At 35.2% G+C, this 26,817-nt stretch carries 29 protein-coding genes; 13 read left to right on the top strand and 16 right to left on the bottom strand.

Features of this window, described 5'->3' with window-relative positions; translation table 11 throughout:
• Positions 1 to 17: 17 nt before the first annotated feature.
• The 7 genes from BW932_RS09430 to BW932_RS09400 all read right to left on the bottom strand — a co-directional run bounded on the left by BW932_RS09430 (position 18) and on the right by BW932_RS09400 (position 6,186).
• The gene (locus tag BW932_RS09430; RefSeq protein WP_159436428.1) at positions 18 to 1,388 is read right to left on the bottom strand and encodes an MBOAT family O-acyltransferase; all 1,371 of its coding nucleotides are present in this window, start codon (positions 1,386 to 1,388) and stop codon (positions 18 to 20) included.
• 78 nt (positions 1,389 to 1,466) lie between these two features.
• Entirely contained in the window at positions 1,467 to 2,180 is a 714-nt protein-coding gene (locus BW932_RS09425) for an SDR family NAD(P)-dependent oxidoreductase (RefSeq protein ID WP_076387253.1), read from the bottom strand.
• Positions 2,177 to 2,575: a MaoC/PaaZ C-terminal domain-containing protein gene (locus tag BW932_RS09420; protein ID WP_076387252.1), complete on the bottom strand. Its 399-nt coding sequence runs from the start codon at positions 2,573 to 2,575 to the stop codon at positions 2,177 to 2,179. Before BW932_RS09420 ends, BW932_RS09425 begins: the two co-directional genes overlap by 4 nt.
• Entirely contained in the window at positions 2,575 to 2,811 is a 237-nt protein-coding gene (locus BW932_RS09415) for an acyl carrier protein (RefSeq protein WP_076387251.1), read from the bottom strand. The genes BW932_RS09420 and BW932_RS09415 overlap by 1 nt, the downstream gene beginning before the upstream one ends.
• A gap of 1 nt (position 2,812) precedes the next feature.
• Positions 2,813 to 4,540 (bottom strand): HAD-IIIC family phosphatase, encoded by a 1,728-nt coding sequence (locus BW932_RS09410; RefSeq protein ID WP_076387250.1) that lies wholly within the window; start codon positions 4,538 to 4,540, stop codon positions 2,813 to 2,815.
• Positions 4,541 to 4,564: 24 nt separating this feature from the next.
• On the bottom strand, positions 4,565 to 5,389 hold the full coding sequence (locus tag BW932_RS09405; protein ID WP_076387249.1) for a carbohydrate deacetylase: 825 nt from the start codon (positions 5,387 to 5,389) through the stop codon (positions 4,565 to 4,567).
• Between the two features lie 26 nt (positions 5,390 to 5,415).
• Complete coding sequence (locus BW932_RS09400) at positions 5,416 to 6,186, bottom strand: class I SAM-dependent methyltransferase (protein WP_076387248.1); 771 nt, start codon at positions 6,184 to 6,186, stop codon at positions 5,416 to 5,418.
• Between the two features lie 84 nt (positions 6,187 to 6,270).
• On the opposite strand from BW932_RS09400, the gene BW932_RS09395 reads away from it, so the two are divergent.
• Positions 6,271 to 7,113 carry a glycosyltransferase family 2 protein gene (locus BW932_RS09395; RefSeq protein ID WP_076387247.1) on the top strand — a complete coding sequence of 281 codons (843 nt, stop codon included), beginning with the start codon at positions 6,271 to 6,273 and terminating at the stop codon, positions 7,111 to 7,113.
• A gap of 3 nt (positions 7,114 to 7,116) precedes the next feature.
• Positions 7,117 to 8,280, top strand: coding sequence for a glycosyltransferase (locus BW932_RS09390; protein ID WP_076387246.1), 1,164 nt, complete (start codon positions 7,117 to 7,119; stop codon positions 8,278 to 8,280).
• Here BW932_RS09390 and BW932_RS09385 read toward each other — a convergent pair whose 3' ends face one another.
• Genes BW932_RS09385 through BW932_RS09375 form a run of 3 tightly spaced genes read right to left on the bottom strand, consistent with a single transcriptional unit; the run spans position 8,281 to position 10,262 of the window.
• Entirely contained in the window at positions 8,281 to 9,039 is a 759-nt protein-coding gene (locus BW932_RS09385; protein ID WP_076387245.1) for an SDR family NAD(P)-dependent oxidoreductase, read from the bottom strand.
• The gene (locus BW932_RS09380) at positions 9,039 to 9,272 is read right to left on the bottom strand and encodes a hypothetical protein (protein ID WP_076387244.1); all 234 of its coding nucleotides are present in this window, start codon (positions 9,270 to 9,272) and stop codon (positions 9,039 to 9,041) included. The genes BW932_RS09385 and BW932_RS09380 overlap by 1 nt, the downstream gene beginning before the upstream one ends.
• A gap of 15 nt (positions 9,273 to 9,287) precedes the next feature.
• Positions 9,288 to 10,262 (bottom strand): 3-oxoacyl-ACP synthase III family protein, encoded by a 975-nt coding sequence (locus BW932_RS09375; RefSeq protein ID WP_076387243.1) that lies wholly within the window; start codon positions 10,260 to 10,262, stop codon positions 9,288 to 9,290.
• Between the two features lie 102 nt (positions 10,263 to 10,364).
• Between BW932_RS09375 and BW932_RS09370 the strand changes: the two genes are divergently transcribed.
• The 3 genes from BW932_RS09370 to BW932_RS09360 are packed head-to-tail and all read left to right on the top strand — an operon-like array spanning position 10,365 to position 12,635.
• The gene (locus BW932_RS09370) at positions 10,365 to 10,883 is read left to right on the top strand and encodes an acyltransferase (RefSeq protein ID WP_245820703.1); all 519 of its coding nucleotides are present in this window, start codon (positions 10,365 to 10,367) and stop codon (positions 10,881 to 10,883) included.
• 4 nt (positions 10,884 to 10,887) lie between these two features.
• Positions 10,888 to 12,054, top strand: a complete 1,167-nt coding sequence (locus BW932_RS09365) for a glycosyltransferase (protein WP_076387242.1) — start codon at positions 10,888 to 10,890, stop codon at positions 12,052 to 12,054.
• Between the two features lie 26 nt (positions 12,055 to 12,080).
• Positions 12,081 to 12,635 carry a serine acetyltransferase gene (locus tag BW932_RS09360; protein WP_076387241.1) on the top strand — a complete coding sequence of 185 codons (555 nt, stop codon included), beginning with the start codon at positions 12,081 to 12,083 and terminating at the stop codon, positions 12,633 to 12,635.
• On the opposite strand, the gene BW932_RS09355 is transcribed toward BW932_RS09360, so the two are convergent.
• On the bottom strand, positions 12,632 to 13,732 hold the full coding sequence (locus tag BW932_RS09355; RefSeq protein ID WP_076387240.1) for a Pnap_2097 family protein: 1,101 nt from the start codon (positions 13,730 to 13,732) through the stop codon (positions 12,632 to 12,634). The two genes, BW932_RS09360 and BW932_RS09355, sit on opposite strands and share 4 nt — an antisense overlap.
• 136 nt (positions 13,733 to 13,868) lie before the next feature.
• On the opposite strand from BW932_RS09355, the gene BW932_RS09350 reads away from it, so the two are divergent.
• From BW932_RS09350 to BW932_RS09335, 4 genes are all read left to right on the top strand, one after another.
• Positions 13,869 to 14,549, top strand: coding sequence for a carbonic anhydrase (locus BW932_RS09350; protein WP_076387239.1), 681 nt, complete (start codon positions 13,869 to 13,871; stop codon positions 14,547 to 14,549).
• A gap of 61 nt (positions 14,550 to 14,610) precedes the next feature.
• Positions 14,611 to 14,904 (top strand): hypothetical protein, encoded by a 294-nt coding sequence (locus tag BW932_RS09345; protein WP_076387238.1) that lies wholly within the window; start codon positions 14,611 to 14,613, stop codon positions 14,902 to 14,904.
• A gap of 139 nt (positions 14,905 to 15,043) precedes the next feature.
• Positions 15,044 to 16,648, top strand: coding sequence for a SulP family inorganic anion transporter (locus BW932_RS09340; protein ID WP_076387237.1), 1,605 nt, complete (start codon positions 15,044 to 15,046; stop codon positions 16,646 to 16,648).
• Positions 16,649 to 16,745: 97 nt separating this feature from the next.
• Complete coding sequence (locus BW932_RS09335; RefSeq protein ID WP_076387236.1) at positions 16,746 to 17,381, top strand: carbonic anhydrase family protein; 636 nt, start codon at positions 16,746 to 16,748, stop codon at positions 17,379 to 17,381.
• Between the two features lie 15 nt (positions 17,382 to 17,396).
• On the opposite strand, the gene pth is transcribed toward BW932_RS09335, so the two are convergent.
• The 3 genes from pth to mfd are packed head-to-tail and all read right to left on the bottom strand — an operon-like array spanning position 17,397 to position 22,268.
• Positions 17,397 to 17,960 (bottom strand): aminoacyl-tRNA hydrolase, encoded by a 564-nt coding sequence (pth, locus tag BW932_RS09330; RefSeq protein WP_076387235.1) that lies wholly within the window; start codon positions 17,958 to 17,960, stop codon positions 17,397 to 17,399.
• A 12-nt stretch (positions 17,961 to 17,972) separates the two neighbouring features.
• Positions 17,973 to 18,815 (bottom strand): hypothetical protein, encoded by an 843-nt coding sequence (locus BW932_RS09325; protein WP_076387234.1) that lies wholly within the window; start codon positions 18,813 to 18,815, stop codon positions 17,973 to 17,975.
• A gap of 51 nt (positions 18,816 to 18,866) precedes the next feature.
• Complete coding sequence (mfd, locus tag BW932_RS09320; RefSeq protein WP_076387233.1) at positions 18,867 to 22,268, bottom strand: transcription-repair coupling factor; 3,402 nt, start codon at positions 22,266 to 22,268, stop codon at positions 18,867 to 18,869.
• Positions 22,269 to 22,579: 311 nt separating this feature from the next.
• Between mfd and BW932_RS09315 the strand changes: the two genes are divergently transcribed.
• The 4 genes from BW932_RS09315 to BW932_RS09300 all read left to right on the top strand — a co-directional run bounded on the left by BW932_RS09315 (position 22,580) and on the right by BW932_RS09300 (position 25,437).
• A complete protein-coding gene (locus BW932_RS09315; RefSeq protein WP_076387232.1) occupies positions 22,580 to 22,840 on the top strand; it encodes a hypothetical protein in 261 nt (86 codons plus the stop codon).
• Between the two features lie 71 nt (positions 22,841 to 22,911).
• Positions 22,912 to 23,271: a hypothetical protein gene (locus BW932_RS09310; RefSeq protein ID WP_076387231.1), complete on the top strand. Its 360-nt coding sequence runs from the start codon at positions 22,912 to 22,914 to the stop codon at positions 23,269 to 23,271.
• A complete protein-coding gene (locus tag BW932_RS09305) occupies positions 23,271 to 23,876 on the top strand; it encodes a hypothetical protein (protein WP_076387230.1) in 606 nt (201 codons plus the stop codon). Before BW932_RS09310 ends, BW932_RS09305 begins: the two co-directional genes overlap by 1 nt.
• A gap of 46 nt (positions 23,877 to 23,922) precedes the next feature.
• A complete protein-coding gene (locus tag BW932_RS09300) occupies positions 23,923 to 25,437 on the top strand; it encodes a GH3 auxin-responsive promoter family protein (protein WP_076387229.1) in 1,515 nt (504 codons plus the stop codon).
• Between the two features lie 64 nt (positions 25,438 to 25,501).
• Here the strand turns inward: BW932_RS09300 and BW932_RS09295 are convergent, their stop codons facing one another.
• Together BW932_RS09295 and BW932_RS09290 are read right to left on the bottom strand one after the other, a co-directional pair.
• A complete protein-coding gene (locus BW932_RS09295; RefSeq protein WP_159436427.1) occupies positions 25,502 to 26,368 on the bottom strand; it encodes a T9SS-dependent choice-of-anchor J family protein in 867 nt (288 codons plus the stop codon).
• Between the two features lie 106 nt (positions 26,369 to 26,474).
• On the bottom strand, positions 26,475 to 26,813 hold the full coding sequence (locus BW932_RS09290; protein ID WP_076387227.1) for a DMT family transporter: 339 nt from the start codon (positions 26,811 to 26,813) through the stop codon (positions 26,475 to 26,477).
• Positions 26,814 to 26,817: the final 4 nt, after the last annotated feature.

Below are 26,817 nucleotides of genomic sequence, written 5' to 3'. Positions count from 1 at the left end.
ATTTTAAAATTGACTTCCTAAAACTGTGCATAAATGTAACCTTTGGGTGCAATATAAAAGAGAAATATCAGAAAAACCAAAACGTAATAGAATCCCCATCTCACGAAACGCGAATTGCTTTTTAGAAAATTTTCCAGCGCAAATTCCTGATGTCTTGTGATCCATTCTAAAGCGACCATGATAAAAATGAGAACAGCAACTTCCTTTTGAACAGGAAAATTCGGGATTTGAAAAAGACTTGAAGAAAATATCTTCTTGTAAAATTCTCCCGCCATTGCAAGATCTTTAACAGAAAATAAGATCATAATTAAGCTGAAACTCAAAAAAGTGATCGCCATATTTTTTGCCTCCGAGAATGTGGGCAACAATCCTTCAGTGGTTTTTGATTTCTTTCCTAATTTTCCGCGCAGTATTAAAGGAACATACATCAAACCATTGACAAGACCGAAAACTACATAATGCCAAGCTGCGCCGTGCCAAAAACCGATGAGCAGAAAATTAATAATAATCGCTAAAATTAAGCCCCATTTTCCGTAATCCCGAAACTGAATTGACAAAGGAGTAAACACAAAATCAGTTAACCAAGAGGTTAAAGAAATATGCCATTTTCGCCAAAAATGCGCGGCATTCTGCGCAAATAATGGAAATTTGAAGTTGATATGAACTTTAATTCCTAGGAGTTTTGAGATTCCAATTGCCATATCCGAATATCCGGAAAAATCTGCATAAAGCTGAATAAAATAAAGCACCGACCCAATAAATAAGGCACTTCCATTTAAAGTAGAATAATTCTCAAAAATGGGACTCGTAATGGTCGCAATCGTGTCTGCAACTACCAGTTTTTTAAACAATCCCCACAACAATTGTCGAAGACCATCAGAAAAACTTTCGGAAGAAAAATCCCGTTTCACATTGATCTGTTTTACGAAAGGTACAGAACGATCGATTGGTCCAGAAATCATGGTTGGGAAATAAGCAACAAACACAGAATATTCCAGTAAAGTTGGGATTTCTTTGATTTTTTTATTTCTTACATCCAACAAATAACCGATCATTCGAAAGGAATAAAAACTGATTCCGAGTGGTAAAATAATGGATAAAATATTTTTCGGTGAGTTGAAGCCAATCTGCTGTAGAAAATCGTGAACATTCTCGATAAAAAAGTTGAAATATTTAAAATAAAGCAGCTGCAGCAGAACGACCAAAATTCCAAATCTGCTCCACCATTTTCTGGAAGAATCCTCCGCGCCAATTATTTTTTTGCTGATGTAAAAAGTTGCAACAATTGTCACAAGAAGTAGAGCTAAAAACTGCGGACTCCAGGAAAAATAAAAGATACAGCTTCCCAAAAGCAAAACCACATTTTGTAAGGTGGCATTCTTTGCCATCTTCCAATAAATGAAAAAAAGTATGAGAAAAAAAAAGATAAAATAATAAGAGTTCAGCAGCATAAAATGGTGATTTCTTTAAGAATTTGAAGCGTCCAAAAACACGTGATTTCCATTAAAATGCGATCCGCCGTTAAGACACAATTCTACAAATTCAGCGACGTCTTTTCCTTCCAGATTATTTTTTAAAGGATACATTGCAAGGATATTTTCAACCTGTCTTTCATCCATATTTTTGTGAAAATCTGTCAAAGTAAATGCCGGAGAAATTGAATTGGAAGTGATGCCAAATTTCACATTTTCTGAAGCCCAGCTTTTATTCATCTGTAACAAATATGCCTTATTTGCATTGTAAACCGAAGTTCCCATTGCCGGAGATTTCAGGGATGAAGATAAAATATTGATAATTCTTCCGAATTTTTCTTTTCGGAATATCTTGATGCATTCCTGCGTAATTTGTAGTGTAGGAATAACGTTGGTTTGAAAATCTGCGAGAAATTTATCAGATTCTGTCTTATGAAAATAGGTATCGATAAAAGTGCCGCTGTAGAAATTATTGATCAAAATATTGGGTTTAAAACCTTGAATTTCATTCAAAAAATTATGGATTTGCTCCGGATTTGAAAAGTCGATCTGAAAAGCCTTTGCGTTCGGAAATTCTGCGATAATTTCATTTGCGGATTGAGAAGAATTATTAAAAGTAAACAAAACCTCATATCCTTTTCTGAGCAAAAACAAATTGATCGCTTTACCAATTCCCGCGGAACCTCCCGTTAAAACTACTTTTTTCATATCAATTCTTTAATTTGAATTTTACCTGAAGCAACTGTTTTCAAAGCTGAATTTACAAATTTGAATTTTATAACATCCACTTTTACCGCTTCCGACTGTTCAATCACCGTTGCTTCAAAATTAAGAATATCATTCAAATAAACAGGATTTTTAAAATTAATGGTCTGCGATAAAATCATCACTTCCTCGGAAGGTAAAAGTTCACCTATGAAAAAGGAAATAAAGCCATTCAGAATATTTCCGTGCATTACTTTTCCGGCAAATCCTTTTTCTTTCGCAAATTCTTCGTTTGTATGAAGTGCATTTTTATCCTGGAAAATTTCTTTGAAACCTTTATAAACAGTAGAATCAACCGTAAATTGATGCTGAAAAATCTGATGGAGCGAAAGGATCATTATTTAGATAAAATACAGTCGATCATTTCGCCTACATCATTCCAACTTTGGATTTCGGCGGAAGTAAATCTGATTTTAAATGCTTTTTCAACTGCCACAATCAACTGAATATGAGACAAAGAATCCCATTCTTCGATGTCGTCTGCAGTAGTTTCTCTGCTCAAAACAATCTCTTCATTATCCAATTCTTCGTGGAATATTGGTAATAATTTCTCTAAAATTTCTTCGTTATTCATTTCAATTATTTTTAGTTTTTATGTTGACTTCGCTTGGTTGATAATCGGCTATTTCTAAAATCCATTTTCCATTTTCAGGCTTGAAACCAAGATTTTCATAATGATTTTGAACCATTTGGTTTTTTGGACTTTCAATATATTCTCCGATCAATTTTTTGAATCCGTTCTTTTTTGCCGTTTCTACAATAGTATTCAAGGTACATTCTTCCATCCCTCGTTTCAAAACACGACAACTCATAAACCACGATTCTATGAAAATATTTTCAGGATCCAAACCTTTCAAAACGATGACGCAAATTAAGCCATTATCACCATATTTATCTTCTAAAGTGAAAGATAAGGTGTAATGTTGATCAGATTGTATCAAATCATTCACTTCTTCTTCGGTATATCTTACCGTTCGCAAATTGAACTGATTGCTGCGCTGAGAAAGCTGGGAAACTCTGGGTTTCGAGAAATTATTAAATTCCTGAACATCAGAAATCATATTCAGACTTTTCAGAAATTCTTCTACATTGGTGAAACTTTCCAAAGCAGTTGCACGTTGCGATTCTATTTGATATTGCTTGGTTCTTTCTGCATCGTTTTCAGAAAAACTGGCGGTTTCGAAAAGATTTAATTCGTAGAGATATTCCAGATAATTTGCAGGATCTTCCGGTAATTCCGGCACGCAAACTTCGGGTAGATTTTCGCGAACCAAGTTTCTTTCGAAAGGATTATCATCCAGAAAAGCCATCGAATCAAAACCGATATTTAAAATGCTCTGAATCTTTCGAATATTATCTGCTTTGTTCTCCCAATTGGCGACGAAAACCGAAATATCTTCCAGTTTCAAAACCATATCCGGATGTTTTTCAAAAGGTTCTTTTGCTTTATCCTCGTCATTTTTACTGCAAACGGCAATAATAATTCCGCGCCGTTGCAAAGCTTTTACCCACTGTTGAAATTCGGAGAACGCTTTTCCGATTCCTAAACTTCCGATCTGAATTTTTTCTAAACCATCATCGCCAATAATTCCGCCCCAAGTTGTATTGTCTAAATCGAGAATCAAACATTTTTTAAATTTCCCTTCGATGGAAGAGATAATTCCCACCATATTTTCAGCAACGACAGGCAAAATATCCAATGATAAAACCATTTCTGTGTTGATGTAAACGTTGGGAGAAAACATAAGATCCCGACCAAATTTATTTTGAATTGCGCACAGATCTGCAATAAAAAGATTGCTTTTTTCTAAAGCCAATTCTGCTAAAAGATAGTTGAGTTTCCGCTGTTGGAAACCAAAAGACGCTTCTACTTTTTGCGAAAAATTACCAAATATCTGCGAATCAATCTCCGGAAAATTACAGAAAATCACTTTGCTTTTTGTTCGCTGTGTGATCGTATGATAAAGATCTTCCAGGTAATTAATTTTATTCTGCGCAAAATTAAGTTGATCATGGTACGATTTATAGTAGTAAGAAAGCAACTTGTGAGAGGCTTCGAAGATAATCGTGTATTCTGGCTCAAAATCATAAAATTCTGAGGTTGGATCCATTATTTGTCGGGAAATCTGACCAAAATCTGCTTCGTAAATTTCAAAATGGTATCCTTGATCGAAAGCTGTTCCCTGTAAAGCAACATTCAGAAATTGAGTAGCGGTATCTCCTAAAATCGCGACTTTAATCGTTTTAGAATTTTCAGCAATTTTTTTGGAACTTTTCTTTAGTTGGCTAAATGTTTTGGTCATTATTTTCCTTTCTACTATTCTTTGTTATAAGATTTCATATTCTTTAAAACGCTCATCAAAACACAGATCGAATTCTGATTTCCGAGAAGAATTTTGAAAAAAACTCACAAATCTAGGATGCAGCGTCTGATAATATTCCGGCGAATCTAAATCGCTCAACGCTGGATGCAACATGACTTCTACCGTTTCATACTTCCTGCTGTTTTTCAAAAACTGAAACAAATTAAAACCGTTGATTTCGCACGTATTGAGCATCGAATAAAATCCTGTATCACCCGAATTATCATTAAACAAAGAAAGGAATTTTAGCAAAAATAATTTCAAAATATTAGAGAAAGATGCTGTTTTACCATTAAATTTCCAACTTTCAAAAAAACCTTCGTTGATTTCTCTTATTCTTGAAATACGGTGTTTTTTTGCTAATTTTCTTACGATTTTATTGATGGATGGAATGATATGAACGTGTTCATGTCCGTCGATATGGGAAATTTCAATTCCTGCATTTTTTATTTTCAAAATTTGCATTTCGATCTCCTTTTCGAGGGATTCCAACACTTTTTTCGATTTTATTTTAAAAAGTAAACTCACGAAAGTATTATTAAGAAATCCTTTTTCTGTGACAACATTCGTGGGAAATAAAGCTTTTGCACAGGTCAGATTTACATGTACACCGACTTTTAAATTTTTGCACTGCGGAATAATTTCTTCGATGGCGTGATTAAAATATTCGGTATTTGCCATCAAACTCGCATGGGAAAGAAATCCCTTATTATTCGCTTCTAAAATGGCCTTGTTTACTCCCAAAGAAAATCCAAGATCATCGGCATTGATAATAAGCTTTTTTACCATTGTTAATTGTTCAATCGCACGGATTACTATTTTACAAAAACCCCAACAAACTTACCTTCAAACCCCACTACAGTTGGTTTGATATTCTTTAGCTCACAAAAATCCTGAAAAGCGGAATTATCATTAATATCATCTGAAATAAAAACGCCTCCTTTTTTTACATAAGGAAAAAGCGTTTCATAGGCCCATTTCATGCCTTCGTAAGATTTATCAGAATCATAATGAACCACGTCTATTTGTTGTGTTTCCTTTAAAATTTTCGGTAAAGATTCCCGATCTGCATGTCTAAAAAGTTTCCAGTTATTTTTAAGATGTTGCGGAACGATGCAACCTACATATTGATCACCATCTTGTCCTAAATAGGGCATATCTGAACTGTAAAGCGCGCCATTTCTTTTTTCCAAAGAAATTAATGCGGCAAACGAAGACCATCCATAAGCAACGCCGGTTTCCACCACACTTTTCGCTTTGGTAAATTCACAAGCGGCAAAAAGCAACTCCAATGCTCCTGCTCCACCCATTTTGATGGGACAATTATTTTGGATTTCTAGGGCGTTTTGGTATTCTTGGTGAAACTGTTCGGGAAATTTTTGAAAGGGAATTCCAAAAAGTTTTTCAATGGCTTGCTCTTGACTTATCGCAATTTTGGAGGCCCATAAATTGGTTTTCTCTTTGCCCCGAAAAGCACTTTTCCTATTGAAAATATTTTTGATGATTTTTCGGCCTAATTCTGGGTAGAGATCCGGACGTTTAAGATACCCTACAAAAGTCTTGACAACCCTTTTTATTTCACCCATTTGTATTATTTAAGGCACAAAAATAAACAAAAAATATGGTAACAAAGAAATCCTTTATATTTGTATTTTTATAAGAACAATTTGATGACCTTTTCTATCCTTATTGCCAATTATAACAACGGAAAATATTTTGAAGACTGCTATAAAAGTATCCTTCTTCAAAATTATGAAAACTGGGAAGCCGTAATTGTTGATGATGCTTCAACAGACAATTCAATTGAAATTATTAAGCAACTCATCCACAATGATTCCCGCTTTTTACTGTTTGAAAATTCTAACAATGAAGGCGTTGGTTTTACAAAAGCAAAATTAATCGATCTTGCCAACGGAGAAATCTGCGGGTATCTTGATCCCGATGATACTTTAGGTTCCAACGCTTTACAGGCATCCATCAATACATTTACAGAAAACAAAAAGGTTGTACTCACCTATTCCCGACTGGTAAAATGTGATGAAAATCTTAATCCTATCTCCGAATTCAAATCCGCGATGCAAGTTCCAAACGGGGACGCTTGTTTTTTTAATTGTCCCATTCAAATTGCACCATTTGTTGCTTTCAAAAAATCAGTTTATGAACAGTGCGAAAAGATGAATCCAGAATTCCGTATTGCAGAAGATCAGGATTTATATTATAAAATGTATGAAAAGGGAAATGTGAAATATATTGATCAAGCAGATTATTTTTACCGATCTCATCAAGGAGGAATTTCTCAGAATGAAAACAAGCAAAGCTCTTACGAATATTGGGCAAAAGTAATTTTTAGTGCCATGAAAAGACGGAATTTAAAAACCATCAACGGAAAAAATATCCCCGAAAAATTCACCAATTCTGAAGAAATTTTCAGTTTATTGGCTTATCAAAATTCAATTTCCTATCGTATTAAAAAGAAGTTGAAAATTCTCTTTCAATCTTTATTTCATTCCTAAAAAATGACAGATTCGCAGAAGAAAATAAAACTCCTTTTCCGCCACCGTTCCATGGAAATGGGTGGTGTAGAAAAAGTGATGCTGAGTATCGTGAACAACCTGAATCCGGAAAAATTTGAAATAACAGTTTGCCTCAACTTAAATCAAGGCGAACTTCGAAATGAATTTCCACCACACATTCGGAAACTCTATTTAGCAGAGGGAAAAGAAGATTTTTCTAAAAATATAATTCTGCAAAAAATTCAGCTTTATCAACGTAAAAAGAAACTTGAAAAACTAAGGAAAAACCCGGAAATAATTGACAGGCAATACCTTAGAGAGTACTACGACATCGAAATTGGAATGACTTACAATGATTTTGAGTCGGTTTTAAATTCGAGCAATAAAAATTCTAAAAAAATTGGCTGGTTTCATTCCGAGATCAATGTTCCTGGACTTAAGCCATTGTTGCCAGAAATTTTAAAACAATTTCCCCAGTTTGATGTAATGGTTTATTGTTCGCAAAAGATAAAAGATTTAATGCACATTCATCATCCGGATCTTCATTTTCCGGTAGAAAAAGTGATCATTAACGCCATTTCTTTTGAAGAAATAAAAGTAAAAGCAGCAGAAAAAATAGAACCTTTTTCGGAAAAACCAAGTTTTGTTTCTGTGGGAAGATTACATTACAGAAAAGGATATCACAAACTCATTGAAGCGCACACGAAATTAATTAGAGAAGGACACGAACATCAAATTTTAATCGTCGGTGAAGGAGAACATCGGCAGAATTTAGAAAAATTAATTAAAGAAAATAAGGTAGAGCGCACTTTCATTTTACTGGGCAACAAGATGAATCCATATCCGTATATCAAAAATGCAGATTTTTTCATCCTTCCGTCTGAATCTGAAGCTTGGCCTTTGGTAATTGCTGAAGCATTAATTTTGCAAAAACCGATTATTGCAACCGATACAGGTGATATTTCGATGATGATTGCTCCTGAAAAAACGGGGATTTTAATCCCTTATAAAGTAGAGGAGATGTACTATTCAATGAAAAGGTTCTTAACTGATAAACCTTTGATTTCGGAAATAAAAAACAATCTACAAAATATTGAAGATCAATTTGATAACAAAAAAATATTTGAAAGCATTGAAATAATGATGGAGCAAATTTTAGAAAAATAATTATTGCGCAGTGTAACCACCATCTACAACCAAATTAGTTCCCGTAATCCATTTTGCAGCATCGGAAAGTAAAAAAACACACGCATTTGCAACATCTTCTGGCTCTCCTATTCCCAAAGGATGCTTTTTTATGATATTTTGACTAGCTTCTTCTCCAATTCCATCGAACATTTTCTCTAAAATTGGCGTTTTAACCATGGCTGGACTAATAGAATTTACACGAATATCACTTCTTGCAAGCTCCATAGACATTGATCTTGCGCCAGAAATCACTGCACCTTTGCTTGCAGAATAAATCGTCTTTCCGCTTTCACCAACCATTCCTGCAACGGATGCGATAAAAACAAAACTTGCTTTTTCTGCCTTGTATTTTTTGAGTGAAATAATTTTCGCTAATTCAAAGCCTGCGAAAACATTAATGTCAAAGATGGATTGAAAAACTTCCGAAGTTTGTTTTTTCAGCGGAAGCGTTTTCTCGACGCCTGCACAATGAATAAATCCGGCAATCTTTCCGATGGTCAATATTTTTTCGGCGATCAACAATTCTAGATCGACCATCTTGCTAAAATCAGCAACGATCATCTCGACCTTAGTTCCGGGTTGTAGTTCGGAAACGGTTCTATTTAATTCATCGACATTTCTACCCATTAAGAGCAAACTTGCTCCCATTTTACTGCATTGAACGGCACAGCTTCTTCCAATCCCGGAAGAGGCTCCTGTAATTAAAATCGTTTTGTTACTAAGGGAGAAAAGTCCCATTAACCTTCGAAATTTTCTTTGCCGATCACCATCATTAAATCATCAATTGTTTTAATGTCTTTAAAATGCTTTGCTTCCACTTTTTTATTAAAATTTTCATCAACAAATGCAATGATGGTAAGTAAAGCCAAAGAGTCATAGCTTTCGAGCGATTTCAAATTGGTTTCTGGTTGTAAGGTTACTTCTTCTTCCAGTTCTTCCTGTAATTTCAGCAAAAAATCTTGTGTATTCATAATATTGTGTTTTTTTTAAATCGTAATGATTGTGGATGCCATAGAATAGCCCACTCCAAATCCCGCAATAAGAACTTTATCGCCTTCTTTAATGAGGTGTTGATCAAGCGCGTCTTTTAGTGCAATGGGAATGGTCGCCGAAACGGTATTTCCAGTTTCAGACATGCCAATATAAAATTTATCTACTGGGATTTTAATTTTTTTTCGTAAATATTTCAGCATAAAAGAATTCGCTTGGTGAAAGATAAAATAATCGACTTCTTCTAAAGCAATTTCGTTTTCTATTAAAGTATCACTGACTAATCCGGGAATATTTTCAATCGTAAAATTAAAAATCTCTGGACCATTCATGTATAAATTTTCTGGGGGAAAAGCAGTGTTTTCATTGATGGAATAGTCTTTTTTAAAGCCCCCTTTTTTTACAATCAAGTTTTCTGCTCCACTACCGTCCGTTCCTAAAACAAATTTCATTGCAGCGGAATCTTCATCTAATTCAACAATACATGAAGCAGAAGCATCACCGAAAATACTTCTATTGCCTTTGTCTTCTTTATTTAAATGCTTAGAATAGGTTTCAGAGGTTACCAAAAGAATACTTTTTGCGATTTTAGATTGTAATAATCCATTTGCCATAGCCAATCCGTAGACAAAACCAGAACAACCTAAATTAAAATCCAAAGCTCCGATGTTTTTTCGTAAACCCAATCGATCTTGCAAAAGACAAGCTGTAGTAGGTAAGAAATAATCCGGACTTTGTGTACAAAACAAAATAAAATCAACTTTTTCCCGATCGTAATTTTTAAAAACTTTCTCCGAAGACTTTACAGCAAGATCCAAAACGGTTTCATTTTCGCCTGCAATATGTCGTTGTCTGATGCCAACTTTTTCCTCAATTTTTTCAGAACTCCAATCTGGAAATTCTTCTTCGAGTTGTTTATTTGTAAGAATTATTTCGGGCAAATAATACTCAATCTTTGAAATTTTTATCATAAAAAAATCTTACTTTGCAAAAGTAATCAAAAAAACCTTCAAATAAACATGATGTATTTATTTCACCGAATAATACTAAAATTAAACTCTCTTTGGAAAAGCATGATCAATAAAGCGAATGTGAACAGCTGTATTCTAAGAGGGATGAAAGTTGGAAAGAATTTCAATACACCAGATACCGTATATTTTGGAACAGAGCCTTATCTCATTGAAATTGGCGATGATGTGAATATCGCAGCGAATGTACGATTCGTTAATCATGGCGGTACCACCACGCTTTTGCGCAAACTACCTGGCTATGAAGATGCCAGAATATTTGGAAGAATAAAAATCGGAAACAACTGCACCATCGGTTTAAACGCTGTAATTACGCAAGATGTGCAAATGGGAAACAATTGTATTTTGGGCGCTAATTCTGTTCTCTCTCAGTCAATGCCCGATAACTGCGTATTTATAGGAAATCCTGCGCAATTTCTTTGTACGATTGAAGATTATGGTGATGTCGTATTAAGCAATAATGCAGAATATCCTAGAGAATTGGAGCAAGATAGAAAGAAGCTAGATCTTTACATCAAAGCAAATCTTCCTTATAAATTTAAAAAAGCGAGAAAAATAAAATAGTTCTGTGGCAACCAAAAAGAAAATCCTCATTAGAATTGGTTCTCTTCGTCATGGTGGCGCAGAAAAAGTTTTAGTGACTTTTCTGAAAAATTTGCCCCAAAATAGATACGAAATCGATCTATTACTGAATTTATATTCTGGGAAATATTTGCCAGAAGTTCCCGCTTGGATCAATGTTTTGTATTTGAATAAAGGCGAAATGATCACCACCAATCGGCTGCAGGATATTCCTGTGAAAGCATTTCGGGTGATCTATCAAAAGCTTTTGAAACAATTTCCGAATCTGCTTTATCAATTTATTTTAAAGGGAAAAAAATATGATGTTGAATTCGCGGCGATTCATGGTTTTCGGGATGAAATATTAAATTCACCATTAAAATCATCAAAAAAACTGGTTTGGATTCATAATGATTTAAAGAAAACGGAATTATACCATTATACCGATGAAGAATTTCGCAAGTTTTTTGGTTTTGATAAAATCATGGTCATTTCCGAAAAAATAGAGCAAGATTTCAATAATTTAACTCAAAATCTAGAAGAAAAGAACAAAATTGTTAGAATTTATAATCCTTTGGATACGGAGGAAATTATTTTAAAGAGTCAAGAAGCAAGAAGCAAAAACTCGAATCTCGGAACTCAAAACCCAGATCCAACTTTCGTTTCTGTGGGAACGGTTTTTCCGCAAAAGGGTTTTGATCGATTGTTGAAAGTTCACAAAAGATTGTTAGATGAAGGTTTTCATCATAAAATTCTTATTCTTGGTGATGGTTACGATTTTGAAAATATCAAAAATTTACAGAAAGATTTAGGCGTTACTGAAACTTCAACACTTTTTGGGTTTACCGATAATCCATATCCTCAAATCAAAAACGCAGATTTCTATATTCTAAGTTCCAGATATGAAGGTTTTCCGACGGTTTTGTTTGAAGCGATTACATTGAAAAAAAATATCATCGCAACTGATGTTTCCGGTGTTCGGGAAATGTTGGATGATGGTAAATTGGGTTTAATTATCGAAAATTCAGAACAAGGAATTTATGATGGAATGAAAAAAGCGTTGCAAAATCCGGAAGATTTTAAGAAATATGAAAGTGAATTAAAAAATTATAAGATGCCTTTTAATCTGGAAAATTCTGTGCAGAAAATCATGAAAATTATTGATGAATTATAAATCTTTTTTCTTTTATCTTTGTTCTAATGTCTGAAAAAACTACTTTACAAAAAGATTTCTACCGAGAAAGCGGAAAATGGCTTTCTAAATTTGAAATATTTAAAAAATGTTTCAATCCGAATCTGCATTTTATTTATCTTTTTAGAACTACTCAAAAACATCCTAAGAATACCGTTTTAGGAAAATTTTGGCGATTGGTTTTGCGGCATTATCAGATCAAGTATGGTTTTCAAATCTATCCCGAAACTCAAATTGGCGAAGGTTTATATCTTGGACATTGGGGTTTGCTCGCTATTAATCCAAAAGTCATTATCGGCAAAAACTGCAATATTGCGCAAGGTGTAAGTATTGCTCAAGCCAACCGTGGTAAATTTATTGGCACACCAATTATTGGTGATGAAGTCTGGATTGGACCAAACGCTGTAATCGTAGGTGGAATCACCATTGGGAACAATGTCTTAATTGCGCCCAACGTTTACCTTGCAGAAGATGTTCCCGACAATTCTCTGGTCATCGGAAATCCGTGCAGAATTTTTAATATTCACAACGCGACCGAAGGCTACATCAATAATAAAGTTTAAAAATTTCCTTTCTGTTTGATGGTGAAAATCCTTGCCATCATCATTCCATCTGATTTGCGAACTAAGGTGCTGCACAATTTCACTCTGTTTTCTGAAAGGTTTTCTACCGAATTTAAAACATAAATGATTTTGTCGCGGGAATCGCAGTTCGCATAATACATCACGTCTCGAAACAAAGTGAAATAATTTTCTTCCCATTTCAAGTCTCCTTGTCCATTAAAGAATTGCAGTTCACAGAAATCATTAATAATGGGATAGGACGCGAAATATAAAAGTCCAACTCCATTTAAATCATAGTAAGGATTTAAGGAATATTCGAAAGAATACAGCTGCTCATCTGAAATATGGAAAATATAATCTTTGTAGAAAAAAGTTTTTAATTCATTCTTTTTAATCAACCGATATTCATTCCCAAAAATAGGAAACTCTGCGTGTTGTTTAATGTCGCAATGTTCTACAGTTGGTTGACTTTTCGCCAGACTTTTATTATCACCGGTCGATTTTCTAACAGAGAAACTTGTCATCATATCGATTTTGATGTTTTTATCAACCGAGCTAAATTGGGTATTGCTGAAAAACATTCCCATCCCGAAACGTGAAAGTTCTGCTTTAAAATCATAAGGATTATTTTCTTTAAAATCACTGAGATTACCGTTTCCTTCGATTCTTATTCTTACAAAAGTCGCGTATAGGCGATTCCCCAAATCATCTTTCAAAGCAGAGGAAGAAGTGCCTAAACCTTCGCAAAGCAAATCCCAATGCAAACTTCCGGCTTCTTTAAAAAGCCAGTTTTCTGACAGTGCTTCTAAACACAACTGCGGCATGTTGATGAAATTGTGTTTTGTATTAATGGGTTCTGAAATTGTTTTTACAACATTATTTGAACCTCCAAAACCTTGTTCGTCGCAATAGTTAAGAATATCCTGAAGATTGTTGAATGAAAGCCATTGTTTATTGGGAATCATTTTACCCAGTTTATTTTCAACTTCCACGCGCAAGGAAACCAAATCAATACTGTCGATATTTAGGTTTCGAAACTCATCAGTATAGTTCTGTTCGGTAAGCGTAGGCAAAAGTTGTTGGACAATGGTTTTCATTAAAATGTATTTGCCTACAAAAATATCATTCTTTCTTTGAAGTCGCTTACATTTATCACAAAAAACATATTTTTGTATGGAATAAAATCAATGTTCAATAATTGCCTAATCGAATTTCTACGTTAACCAAATTGATATGAAAAAATCCTACGATGCTATTTTTGAGAATAATAAAAAATGGGTAGAATCGCAAGTTGCGAATAATTCAGATTTTTTTAAAAATCTTTCGGCAACACAAACACCAGATTTTCTCTACATTGGATGTTCAGACAGCCGTGTTTCTGCAGAAGAAATGATGGGGATGAAACCTGGCGAACTTTTTGTACACCGAAATATTGCAAACGTGGTGAATGCTTTGGATATGAGTTCCACTGCGGTGATCCAATACGCCGTAGAACATTTGAAGGTCAAACACATTATTGTTTGTGGACATTACGGTTGTGGCGGTGTAAAAGCAGCAATGACTCCACAGGATTTGGGTTTGCTAAATCCTTGGCTGCGAAATATTCGGGATGTTTACAGATTGCATCAACAGGAATTAGATGCTTTCGATGATGAACAAAAACGTTATGACCGCCTTGTAGAGCTTAATGTTCAGGAACAGTGCATCAATGTAATTAAAATGGCCGTAGTTCAGGAACAGTATTTGCTAGACGAATATCCGGTCGTTCACGGTTGGGTTTTTGACATGAGAACGGGAACAATTATTGATTTGGAGATTGACTTCGAGAAAATCTTGAAGGACATTCAAAAAATTTATAACCTCACCGATTCCGATTGGGTCATGAGCAGAAAAAAAAATAAAAATCTCATCTAATTTGTTTAGACCAGCAAAAGTTTTCTATTTTTGCACGCGATTAGTAAAAAGTATTTTACGCATGAAATTTTGGAGTATTATTACATTAACGGTTTTTTTGAATTTTATGGCTTTACCAAGTATGGCCACAATTTTCAATTGGGATTTACCCACGTCTAATGTTGTCATCTCTGAAGAAGAAACACAGCATGCGCCATTGGTCATCAATGAAAAAAACATTCCTAAAACTTTGAATGTTCACGATTTCCTGAAATTTTTCGGAAACGATTTGCATCGCAGATCTTTCGATATGATGGATGATTCCGTTCATTTATCACCATTTCTTACCATATTTTCCCCTCCTCCAGAAGCTTAATTTTCATTTACAAAAAACTTGAGGTCTCCATTTCTTTAGAAACGGGGCACCCATTTTTGATTTCAAAATTAAATTTCAATCTTTTGTATTGCTCTGCGTATTTTCTATGTAGATCAATACCATACAATCTTTTTTTAAAATGAAGAAAAAAGCTTTTTCAGTGTTTGGAGGAATTAAAGAAAATTTTCCTTCAGGTCTCGTCGTATTTTTAGTAGCACTTCCGCTCTGTTTAGGAATTGCATTGGCATCTGGAGCACCACCATTATCGGGAATTATTGCCGGAATTGTAGGTGGATTAGTGGTAGGATTTCTCAGCAACTCAAACATTTCAGTTACTGGTCCGGCTGCAGGATTAACAGCAATTGTTTTAACAGCAATCACGGATTTAGGTGCATTTGAATTATTTCTATGTGCCGGTATAATTGCCGGAATTTTACAATTAATATTAGGTTTTGTTCGCGCAGGAAGTATTTCCAGCTATTTCCCAAACAACGTCATCGAAGGAATGTTGGCCGGAATTGGAGTCATCATTATCCTGACTCAAATTCCACACGCATTGGGATTTGATAAAGATTTTGAAGGAAATGAAAGCCTTTTTGCGAATGGATTCAACCCTAATTATTTCACCGAGTTATTTGCGGGAATTAATCTAGGAGCAATCATAATCACTGTTTTCTCCATCGGAATTCTTTTGGCGTGGGAAAAGGTTCCGGCTTTAAAGAAAATGAAAATGATTCCCGGCGCTTTGGTTGCAGTAGTTTCAGGAATTTTGCTCAATTTTATTTTTAAAGCTACCGGAAGCTCGTTGGCAATTGGGCCAGAACATTTGGTTTCCTTGCCTGTTCCGCAAAACATTGATGACTTTAAAAACATGATTGTTTTTCCAGATTTTCAGGGATTTTTTAATCCGAAAGTTTGGATTGTAGGAGCAACAATTGCAATTGTAGCTTCTATTGAAACGCTTTTGTGTATTGAAGCTTCGGATCGTTTGGATAAACAAAGACGAATTACAGACACTAATCTCGAATTAAAAGTTCAAGGAATTGGAAATTTAATCAGTTCTGTGATTGGTGGATTACCAATGACTTCTGTTGTTGTACGAAGTTCTGCAAATGCAAATTCTGGCGCAACCAGCAAAGTTTCCACGATGATTCATGGAGCACTTTTGTTGATTTGTGTGCTTTCAATTCCATTCATTTTAAATTTAATTCCGCTTGCAACTTTAGCAGCAGTATTGATTTTGGTGGGTTACAAATTGGCAAAACCAGCCACGATCATGCATTTCTGGAAACTCGGAAAATATCAATTCATCCCGTTTATTGCCACAATTTTGGCGGTTGTATTCCTTGATTTATTAAAAGGAGTCGGGATCGGATTGTTAATTTCTATCTTCTATATTTTACAGGGAAATATGAAAAGAGCATACTATCTAAGTAAGGAACAACTGGATGATGCCGATGAAATTACGATGAAATTAGCAGAAGAAGTTTCCTTTTTAAATAAAGCAGCGATCAAGAAAACATTAAAAAACATTAAACCAAATTCTGTAGTCACCATCGATGCAAAAGGCACTTCTTATATTGCGAATGATATTCTGGAAATGATACAGGATTTTGCAAATATTCGGGCAAAAGAAGAAGATATAACCGTTCGATTGGTTGGCTTTCGAACTTCCAATTCGTATCAAGATTATACCAAAGACAAAGATTCTCATGTAGTCATTGAACACAGAAGAGCAATGTAACAACAATTAGAAATTCAAAAGTGGCGTTTCTGGTCGGAAATAATACCTCGATAAAAACGCACCATCAATTTTAAACTTTATATAACAGAAAAATATTATGAAAGCACATACTTTAGAAACACAGACAACAGTTACTCCAGATAAAGCCTTAAATTTTTTAAAAGAAGGAAACCAAAGATTTGTAAATAACCTGAAAGCAAACCGAGATTTACTGGAACAGGTTAATGCAACCCGCGCCGGACAATGGCCTTTTGCAGTAGTATTAAGCTGTATCGACAGCCGAACTTCTGCAGAACTTATTTTTGATCAAGGTTTGGGCGATGTTTTCAGTATTAGAATTGCAGGAAATTTTGTGAACCAGGACATTTTAGGTTCTATGGAATTTGGTTGCAATGTTGCCGGTTCTAAATTAGTAGTCGTTTTAGGACACAGCAAATGTGGCGCACTAAAAGGAGGTTTAGATTCTGCCCAGATTGAAGATTTGGGAATGGATAATTTGAATCATCTGATTGGTCATTTTAATCCCATTATCAATGAAATCATCGAAGATGGCGAAGAACGCTCCTCTTCAAATACCGATTTGCTTGAAAGATTGAACCATCACAACGTAAAAAATGCCATAGATGAAATCCGCAAGCAAAGTTCTACGCTTCGAAATTTAGAAAATGAAGGCAAAATAAAAATTATAGGAGCCAATTATGATGTAGAAACCGGCGTTGTAAGCTGGTTGTAATGACTTATGGAATCATTATTTCCCATTAAAACCCGTCATCGCATTTTGAATTCCCGCGAAAACAAATGACAGACAGGCTTTAGAAAACTTCTCGATTCTTTCGGGGAGTTTTTCTTTTTCTACTTCATTCCATTTTCCAAGAACATAATCTACTTGTTTTCCTTCCGAAAATTCTGCAGAAATCCCAAATCTTAAACGTGGATAATTCTTGGTTTGCAATTGTTCCTGAATACTTTTCAAACCGTTGTGACCGGCATCAGAACCTTTCATTTTCATGCGCAAAGTCCCGAAAGGAAGCGCTAAATCATCGGTTACAATCATTAAATTTTCGATTGGAATGTTTTCTTTTTGCAACCAAAATTTTACGGCATTTCCCGATAAATTCATATACGTATCGGGTTTCAGAATAAAGACTTTTCGACCTTTGTATTTTCCTTCTGCCAACAAACCAAAATTGCTCGATTTAAAAGGAACTCCCAAAGTTTCTGCAATTTTTTCTGCAACTTTAAACCCGACATTATGCCGGGTTTCAGTATATTCTTCTCCTTTATTTCCGAGGCCTACAATGAGGTACTTCATGTAGAAATTTTATTAATATTCGTATTTTGTATAATCTTCTCCTTCAACCATTTTTGAAGCATAACCAGCTGAATCATACTCGTAGCTGTAATTAACAATCTCTGGCATTCCACCGACAGTTATTACATATTTTGTTAAATTATTACTAGAAAAAAATGCAACTCCTTGTGGTGCGATTCCAGATACATAAAATGCAAATTCTTTTGGCAACAAGGAATATGGCGAAATTTTCTGATCGTAAGTGAAATCAATAACGGTGCTTTCCGGATTCATTTCCAGATTTCCGTTCGGTAAATATATTCCGGCCTTAATAATTCCTTTTGAAATATTTGCACCTTGATATTCATAGGTGGTTTCTACATAATTTTTAATAGGAATTGGCAACGTATATTCCTGAATAGAAATCGTCTTTGTTAATTTTCCGGCAACATAAGAAAAGTTGCCTGTCAATTTTGCAACTCCTGCAATTTCCGTAACGGTCTTAGAAACATTATTATTGTTGTATTCGAAAGTGGTAAGTTGCCCGGTTGCTACAATCTTATCCATTTTTCCGTTTGCATTGTAACTGAAAGTAGTTACTTCTCCCCTATCATCTTTCGTGGAAATTAATTTATTTCCTGTATAATTGAAAGTCATTTCGGTATCTTCAAAAAGACCTGTTTCGTCATTTTTTTCATGTGAAATTATTTTCTTCAGAAGGCGACCGGTTGTTCCACCACCTGTTCCACCACCAGTTCCACCAGATTGATTTACTCCAATAAGGTAATCCCCGTTGGTATCGCGGTTTGGTTCACAAGAAAACAAAATCACTATGCTGAAAGCAAAAGTTAGTAAACTTAAAATTTTATTCATCATTCATTAAATTTAAGCAAAAGTAGTCTTTTTTTAGAAATGTAAAAAGATGGTTTAATTTCCCAGAATTCTTTCCAAAACTGTATTTACCTCATCTACATTTTGAACATTTTCCTTCCTCATCATCAGCTGATTTCCTTCATTGCTGCTTTTCTCCTTTAAGGTGGCTTCTTTTGGATTCCGGTTTAAATACGCGATAATGTTTCTAAACTTGTCACTCTGGTAAAATTTATCTTGCGGATTTGAAGGGAAATAACCCAGAAAAATTCCGTTTTTCACTACGATTTTATCAAAACCAATTGCTGCAGCGATCCATTTTAGTTCTACGGATTTCAGCAGGTTAATTGCTTCAGCGGGTAGATCTCCGAACCGATCAACCAACTCACTTTCTAATTTCCGAAGTTCTTCTTTATTCTGAATTTCTGATAGTTTTTGGTACAGCGACAATCGTTCTTCAATACTTTGAACATAAAAATCGGGCAACATTAATTCTAAATCAGTATCGATATTCACTTCTTTTGTAGATTTAAAGAGCTTTTTACGGTCTTCTTCATTTTCAAATATATCTTCGAATTCCTCATCATTTTGCAATTCTTCCAAGGCTTCCTGCATAATTTTCTGGTAAGTTTCAAATCCCATTTCATTGATGAAACCGCTTTGTTCACCGCCTAATAAATCGCCTGCTCCACGTATTTCCAAATCTTTCATCGCAATCTGAAAACCACTTCCCAAATCTGAAAACTGCTCAATTGCTTCTAGTCTTTTCTTGGCTAAAGACGACATCATATCAAAAGGCGGCGTAATCAAAAAACAGAAAGCTTTCCGGTTGCTTCGCCCGACTCTTCCGCGCATTTGGTGCAAATCTGCCATACCAAATCGTTGAGCATCATTGATAAAAATGGTGTTTGCATTTGGTACATCTACACCACTTTCGATGATGGTGGTAGAAACCAGAACGTCATATTTTCCTTCCATAAAATCGAGAACATTGCGCTCCAGTTGTTTCCCCTCCATCTGTCCGTGTCCCGTAATTACTTTAGCATCAGGAACTAAGCGCTGTATCAATCCTGCAATATCCTTTAAATTTTCAATTCTGTTATTGATGAAATAAACTTGTCCGTCGCGCTGAATTTCATAGGAAATTGCATCGCGAATCATTTCTTCATTAAAACCTACAATTTGTGTTTCCACCGGTTGTCTGTTTGGTGGTGGTGTTTTGATGACTGATAAATCTCTCGCCGCCATCAAAGAAAATTGCAAAGTGCGCGGAATTGGAGTCGCCGTAAGCGTTAAAGTATCAATATTGCTTTTTAACGTTTTCAATTTATCCTTTACCGAAACGCCGAACTTGTGTTCCTCATCAATAATTAATAAACCTAAGTCTTTAAATTTCACCGAACTTCCGACCAATTGATGTGTTCCGATCACGATATCTATTTTTCCGGTTTTCAAACCTTCCAAAGTTTCTGCTTTTTGTTTCGCCGACCGGAACCGGTTCATGTACGAAATCGTCACAGGAAAATCTTTGAGTCTTTCTTTAAAACTTCGGTAATGTTGGAACGCGAGAATGGTTGTTGGAACCAAAATCGCTACTTGTTTTCCGTCTGTTGCGGCTTTAAAGGCGGCTCTGATCGCAATTTCAGTTTTTCCAAACCCTACGTCGCCACAAATCAAACGATCCATTACGTTATCGTTTTCCATATCATTTTTCACATCGAGGGTGGCTTTTTCCTGATCTGGAGTGTCTTCGTAAATGAAGCTGGCTTCGAGTTCATTTTGCAAATAAGAATCTGGCGCGAATGCAAATCCTTTCGCTGTTTTTCTTTCCGCGTATAATTTGATGAGGTCAAAAGCAATTTGTTTTACTTTCGCTTTTGTTTTTTGTTTTAAAGATTTCCACGCAGGAGAACCGAGTTTTGATAAAACAATTTCTCTTCCGTCTGGACCATTGTATTTAGAAATTTTGTGCAAGGAATGAATGCTCACATACAGCAAATCTCCATTTTTGTAAGTCAATTTGAAACATTCCTGAACTTTCCCATTATTGTTCACTTTGACTAAACCCATAAATTTCCCAATCCCGTGATCAATATGCGTGATGTAATCGCCGACTTTCATTTGCATCAGATCTTTCAGCGTAATCTGCTCTGATTTAGCAAAAGCGTTTTTGGCTTTAAATCTTTGGTAGCGGTCAAAAATCTGATGATCTGTGTAGACCGAAATTTTGTGATCGACATCGACAAACCCTTCATGAAGTTCAGACCGGAAGGATTTGAATAAAACTTTTGATGCTGCAACATCATGATCTTCCGAAGAAGACTTCTGTGCAGTTAAATCTTCTAGAATAGATTCTAAGCGTTCCTGCTGTTTTTCGGTCGAAAAAGAAATCCAGGTTTCGAAACCCTCATTTTGTTTTTCCTCTAAATCTTCGAGTAATAATTCGAATTTTTTATGAAAAATCGGTTGTGGCTTTTGATTCAACTGAACGATTGTCGCGGTGCTTCCTTTTACTTCCTGTATCGAAAAATCGATCCATTCAAATTTATTAATATCCTTAACAAAATCTTCTTCAGAAACAAAAAGTTCCGCTGGCTTCTGATGTTTGATTTCGGTACTTAAGGTTCCAAATTTCTCTTCCGCTTTTGCGTAGAAATTTTTAATTGTATTGATTCCTACAAAAGCATTCTTCGTGATTACAACTAAATCTTTCGGGGCTAAATCAAACAAAGAAACCTTGGTTCCCAAAACTGAAAAATTCATATTGGAAACCAACTGAAACTCCTTGATTTTTTCTTTTGAAAGTTGGGTTTCTATATCGAAAGTTTTAATGCTTTCCACTTCATTCCCGAAAAAAGTAATACGATACGGCTCTTCATTAGAATAAGAAAAAACATCGACAATTCCTCCTCTGACGGAAAATTCACCAGGTTCAGAAACGAAATCGGTGTGATTAAAATTAAATTGATGCAACAGTTCCTCCGTAAAATCAAAATCTAACTGATCACCAGTTTTGATGGTATGAGAAATCGCTTTGAAATCCTCTTTCTTCATCGCTTTTTCAGCCAGTGAGGAAAAAGGGGCAATCATTACTCTTGGTTTTTTATCCTGATGAATTCGGCTCAAAACCTCGGTTCTTAAAACCAAATTAGCGTTCTGCGTTTTTTCAATTTGATAAGGTTCTAAATGTGTTGGCGGAAAATAAAGAACATTCTCTTTGCCTAATAAATCCTCTAATTCTGAGGTAATATATAGCGCATCTTCTTTATCATCGGTCAAAAAAAGAACCGATTTCTTTTTAATTAAAAACAATTCAGCAGCGAATACAGAAGGAGATGAACCTGCAAAAGACTTTACTGCAAGGTGTTTATTTTGATCGAGTTGGGTGAACAATTCTTTTCCAAATCCTAAATGTAAAAGTTGGGGTAGAAATATTTCGGTGATTTTTTTTAACGGCATATCTTGATTTAAAGGCAAAAATGAACTTTAAAAATAACTGATAATGAAACAGAAAAGCGATTTCGGGACTTTTCCGAAATCGTTTTAAGATGCAAAGATAGGTATTTGACAATAAAATAAGCTGTCCGATCCTCATCGTTCACAAGGCGGTTTTTCATTTGGTTACTGATCCTAAAAAAATGGCAACATCAACCTTGAACGACATGTTAAAATTTGGTTAAAGTGATCACCTAAAAATGATTGAGAAAATTATTTGTATAATTTTACTTTGTTAAAAAAAACACATTATTAACTTAACCCTTTTTAAAACAATGAAAAAATTATTCACCGTATTGACTTTGGCTTTTGGACTTGGATTAGGAACCGCACAACAAGTTACTCCAAAAACAACTACAGCACCTGCAAAAGCAGTGAAAATGCAAACTGCGAAACCAGCTGCTGCAACAGCAAAACCAGCTGCATCAAATTCAGCAGTTAAATTAAAAAAAGACGGAACACCAGACAAAAGATACAAAGCCAACGAACATTTGAAAAAAGATGGCACTCCCGATAAAAGATACAAAACAAAATAACGTTCAAAATTAATTGACAAAGCCTCGCAAAATTTTTTCGAGGCTTTTTTATTACCTTTAAAAAAAATTTAATGAGACCTCTTTTTTACCTCTTTATCTTCTCTACGATTTTGGGTTGCCAAGAAGAAACGCGGGAAAACTCGCGCGCATATGTGGACGGTAAGATCACAGAAACTTCCCTGCAACTAGCAAAAATAAAGGTGTTGATCAAAAGCGACAATGCCATTGTTGCAGAAGCAATTCCTACCGATGCGGGAGATTTTACCTTATCGGGACCGCTTCTTTCCGAATCTTTTTCCTTGCGTTTTAATGCTAAAGTAAAATCTTTCAAAGCATCCAAATCTGGGTCTGTACTTTCTGCCGATTCTCTGCAAATCAATATTCCTGCGGGAACAACGACCATTACTTTCAACGAAATAAAACTAAAGTAATGAGAATATTTCACCTTCTTTTTTTAGGTTGCACTTCCCTACTTTTAAGTCAAAAGAAGAAACTCGATGTGGTTTCTAATATCGAAACAAAAGTTATTATGCTAAAACCCATCGGTAATAATTCTCTTTCTAAAGATTTACAACCATTTTACGGATTTGGCTTCTCTGGAAACTTGATGACTCCGATTAATTTTGGGATTGGTCTGGATTATAGCATGCTTTTCTCAAACGTGATCTATGAACGCAAGAATATTTTTGGCAACATCGCGTCCCCAACTTTGACGATTATCGATGTTTTTCTCACGCACCGCGAAAAGATTTCCGAAGAATTTTTGGTCGAAGAAATGGCGGGTTTCAGTTACTACAATCAATCGAGCACTTTTTTAGATCATAACAATGAAAAGTTAAAAAATACCGGAATTGGATTTAATATTGGTGGAAAAGCCATCTACATTTTAGATCCGGAAGGATATCAAGCTGTTTTTGCCACCGGAAGAGTCAATTATTATTCGACCAATGTTTACAACGAAAATCCGGAGATTCAGAAATATTACAACCATTCTGTTTTCCTGAGTTTAAGTTTGGGATATCGCTTCAACTTTTAAAATAATGAATATTACTCTTCTCAGTAAAATCCGTTAAATTTGTGCTATGCTAAATTTAATCAAGAAGAAAATTGCTTTGATCTGGGCAAAAAAACATGTTGCAGAAGCCTTCACCTTCCAAAAAAACGCGGTAGAAGATCAGGAGAAATTGCTCTTGTCTTTGGTAAAAACTGCAGAAAAAACTTTGTTCGGCAGAGAACATCAGTTTGAGAATATTCATGCCATTTCCGATTTTCAAAATAAGGTGCAAATTGCTGATTACGAAGATTTAAAACCTTACATCGAAAAGGTAAAGAAAGGTCAGCGAAATATTCTTTGGACTGAAACTCCGCAATATTTTGCGAAAACTTCCGGTACCACTTCTGGTTCCAAATACATCCCCATTTCTAAAGAAGGAATGCCTTTTCAACTTAATGCAGCCCGAAGTGCTTTGTTTCACTATATGGCTCAAAAAAATAATTCCGATTTTGTTTCCGGGAAAATGATTTTCTTGCAGGGCAGTCCAGAATTAGAGGAAATTAACGGCATTCAAACAGGTCGCCTTTCTGGGATCGTCGCACATCATATTCCCAATTATTTACAGAAAAACCGATTGCCAAGTCAGCAAACCAACCTCATCGAAGATTGGGAAACCAAAGTTGACGAAATCGTAAAAGAGACCGAAAAAGAAAACATGACGTTGATTTCCGGCATTCCGCCGTGGTTGATCATGTATTTCGAAAAATTAATTGAACGAAACGGCAAGAAAATCACCAACTTGTTTCCGAATTTACAGCTAATCATAACCGGCGGTGTAAATTACGAACCGTACCGCGAAAAGATGGAAGAACTTCTGGGCGGAAAAGTAGATACCCTTCAAACTTTTCCGGCGAGTGAAGGTTTTTTTGCTTTTCAAGACAATTTCGAGAAAGAAGGATTGCTTCTTTTGACCAATCATGGAATTTTCTATGAATTTATTCCTTTGGAAGAATACGGAAAACCGGAAGCAAAGAGATTGACTTTAGGAGAAATAGAACTCAACAAAGATTATGCGTTGATTTTAACCACCAATTCTGGACTTTGGGCCTATTCCATAGGAGATGTAGTGCGTTTTATATCGAAAGATCCTTTCCGTATTTTAGTTTCGGGAAGAACCAAACATTTCACCTCAGCTTTTGGTGAACATGTAATCGCTTTCGAAGTGGAAGAAGCGATGAAAGCGACGGTGGAAAAATTTCCGGCACAGATTACAGAATTCCATTTGGCTCCAGAAGTAAATCCAAGCGAAGGTTTGCCTTATCACGAATGGTTGATTGAATTTGAAAAAGAACCGGAAAATCTAGATGATTTCAGAAAAAACCTGGATGACGAAATGCGGAAAAGAAACTCGTATTATGATGATTTAATTTCGGGGAAAATCCTGCAGCCTTTAATCATAACCGCATTAAAGAAAAAGGCGTTTCAGGAATTTGCAAAATCGGAAGGAAAACTGGGCGGTCAAAATAAAATTCCGAGATTGGCCAATGACAGAAAAATTGCGGATTTCTTAGAAAAATTTAAAATCTCATTTTCTACATCCTAAAAAAAACAATAAAAAAAGCCCTCAAATTAAGGGCTTTCATTGTTTCTTAGATTTCAAAGAATCATTATTTTTTAATAAATTTCTGGGTGGTAGTTCCAAAAGCGTCAGTAATTTTGATTAGGTAAGAACCTTTTGCAAGATTTTGTACGTCAACTTTATTGTCAACGAAATCAGCATTTACTTTTTTACCTGAAATATCATATACTTCAATTTTATTAACTTTAGATGAAGCACTTACATTTAAGTAATCCCTTGTAGGATTTGGATAAATAGAAATTGCTGCTTTGTTTACATTAGAAACTGCTAAAGCTGGTCTTACAAGAGAAAAAGTGTCGATTCCGATATAATTTGAGTTGGCTCCACTAGGACCGCCACTTGTTACAAAATAACGGAAAGCAAAATTCATGGCAACTGGTGTTGCAGAAACGCCTGCTACAGTAATGGTGAACTCTGTCCATACATCTGGATAACTACCTGCTCCTGCTAATAAAGTAGGATTGATCGTAAGATGAACAGTAGTAAAAGAACCTACATTAGTTGCACCACTGGGAATAGTAGGAGTTGCTCCTAAAGACGACCTTATTTCCAAACGATCTGCAAAAGTAGCACCGGTTGCTGTTCTCGTCCAGAATTTTAAAACATCTCCATCCTGTACTAAAACTTGCGGGGTAATTAACCAGTTACTGATCGTATTCGCTCCAGTTGTATTATTAAAATTTGCTCCAATGTATGAATTAGTTGCTCCTGACTGGGAATTAAAAACCGCCGTATTCCCCTGAAACCAACTTGTAGAACCAATTGGAACACTTTGATTTGTTAGAGTCCAACCAGGTAAGGTTATTGCATCGAATCCTTCAATAAGAAGATTGGTTTGCGCTTGTGCAAATGTTAGCGTGCACAACGCAAATAAAGAAAGTAATTTTGTTTTCATCATGTAAATTTTAAGATTAATTAAACAAAATTAATTATTCCATTCCTAAAAACATACCGTGAAAACACCCTAAATTACAAAAAATTTCAATATTCAAATAACTGACCTACGAACTAACCAACTTCAATCCGACTACAGACGCAATCAAAGCCATTACAAAAAACATTCTCCAGAAAGTAGCCGGTTCATTAAAAACAAAAATCCCCATCAAAACTGCTCCGACTGCTCCAATTCCTGTCCAAACTGCATAAGCGGTTCCAATCGGTATCGGGTTTGTTCCCACAGAAATTGCTTTGTACAATAAAAACATACTCAAAAATAAAGAAATTACAAAACCTCCCCACCAGAAATAACTTTCTTTTCCCGTAGTTTCCTGCGCTTTTCCAAGGCATGTTGCAAAGGCAGTTTCAAATAATCCTCCGATAATTAATATAATCCAGTTCATGTTT

This window comes from Kaistella chaponensis (assembly GCF_900156725.1).
GTDB classification, from domain to species: Bacteria; Bacteroidota; Bacteroidia; order Flavobacteriales; family Weeksellaceae; genus Kaistella; species Kaistella chaponensis.
The sequence above is the reverse complement of the archived record's forward strand: the minus strand, read 5'-3'. Positions and strand labels throughout refer to the sequence as shown.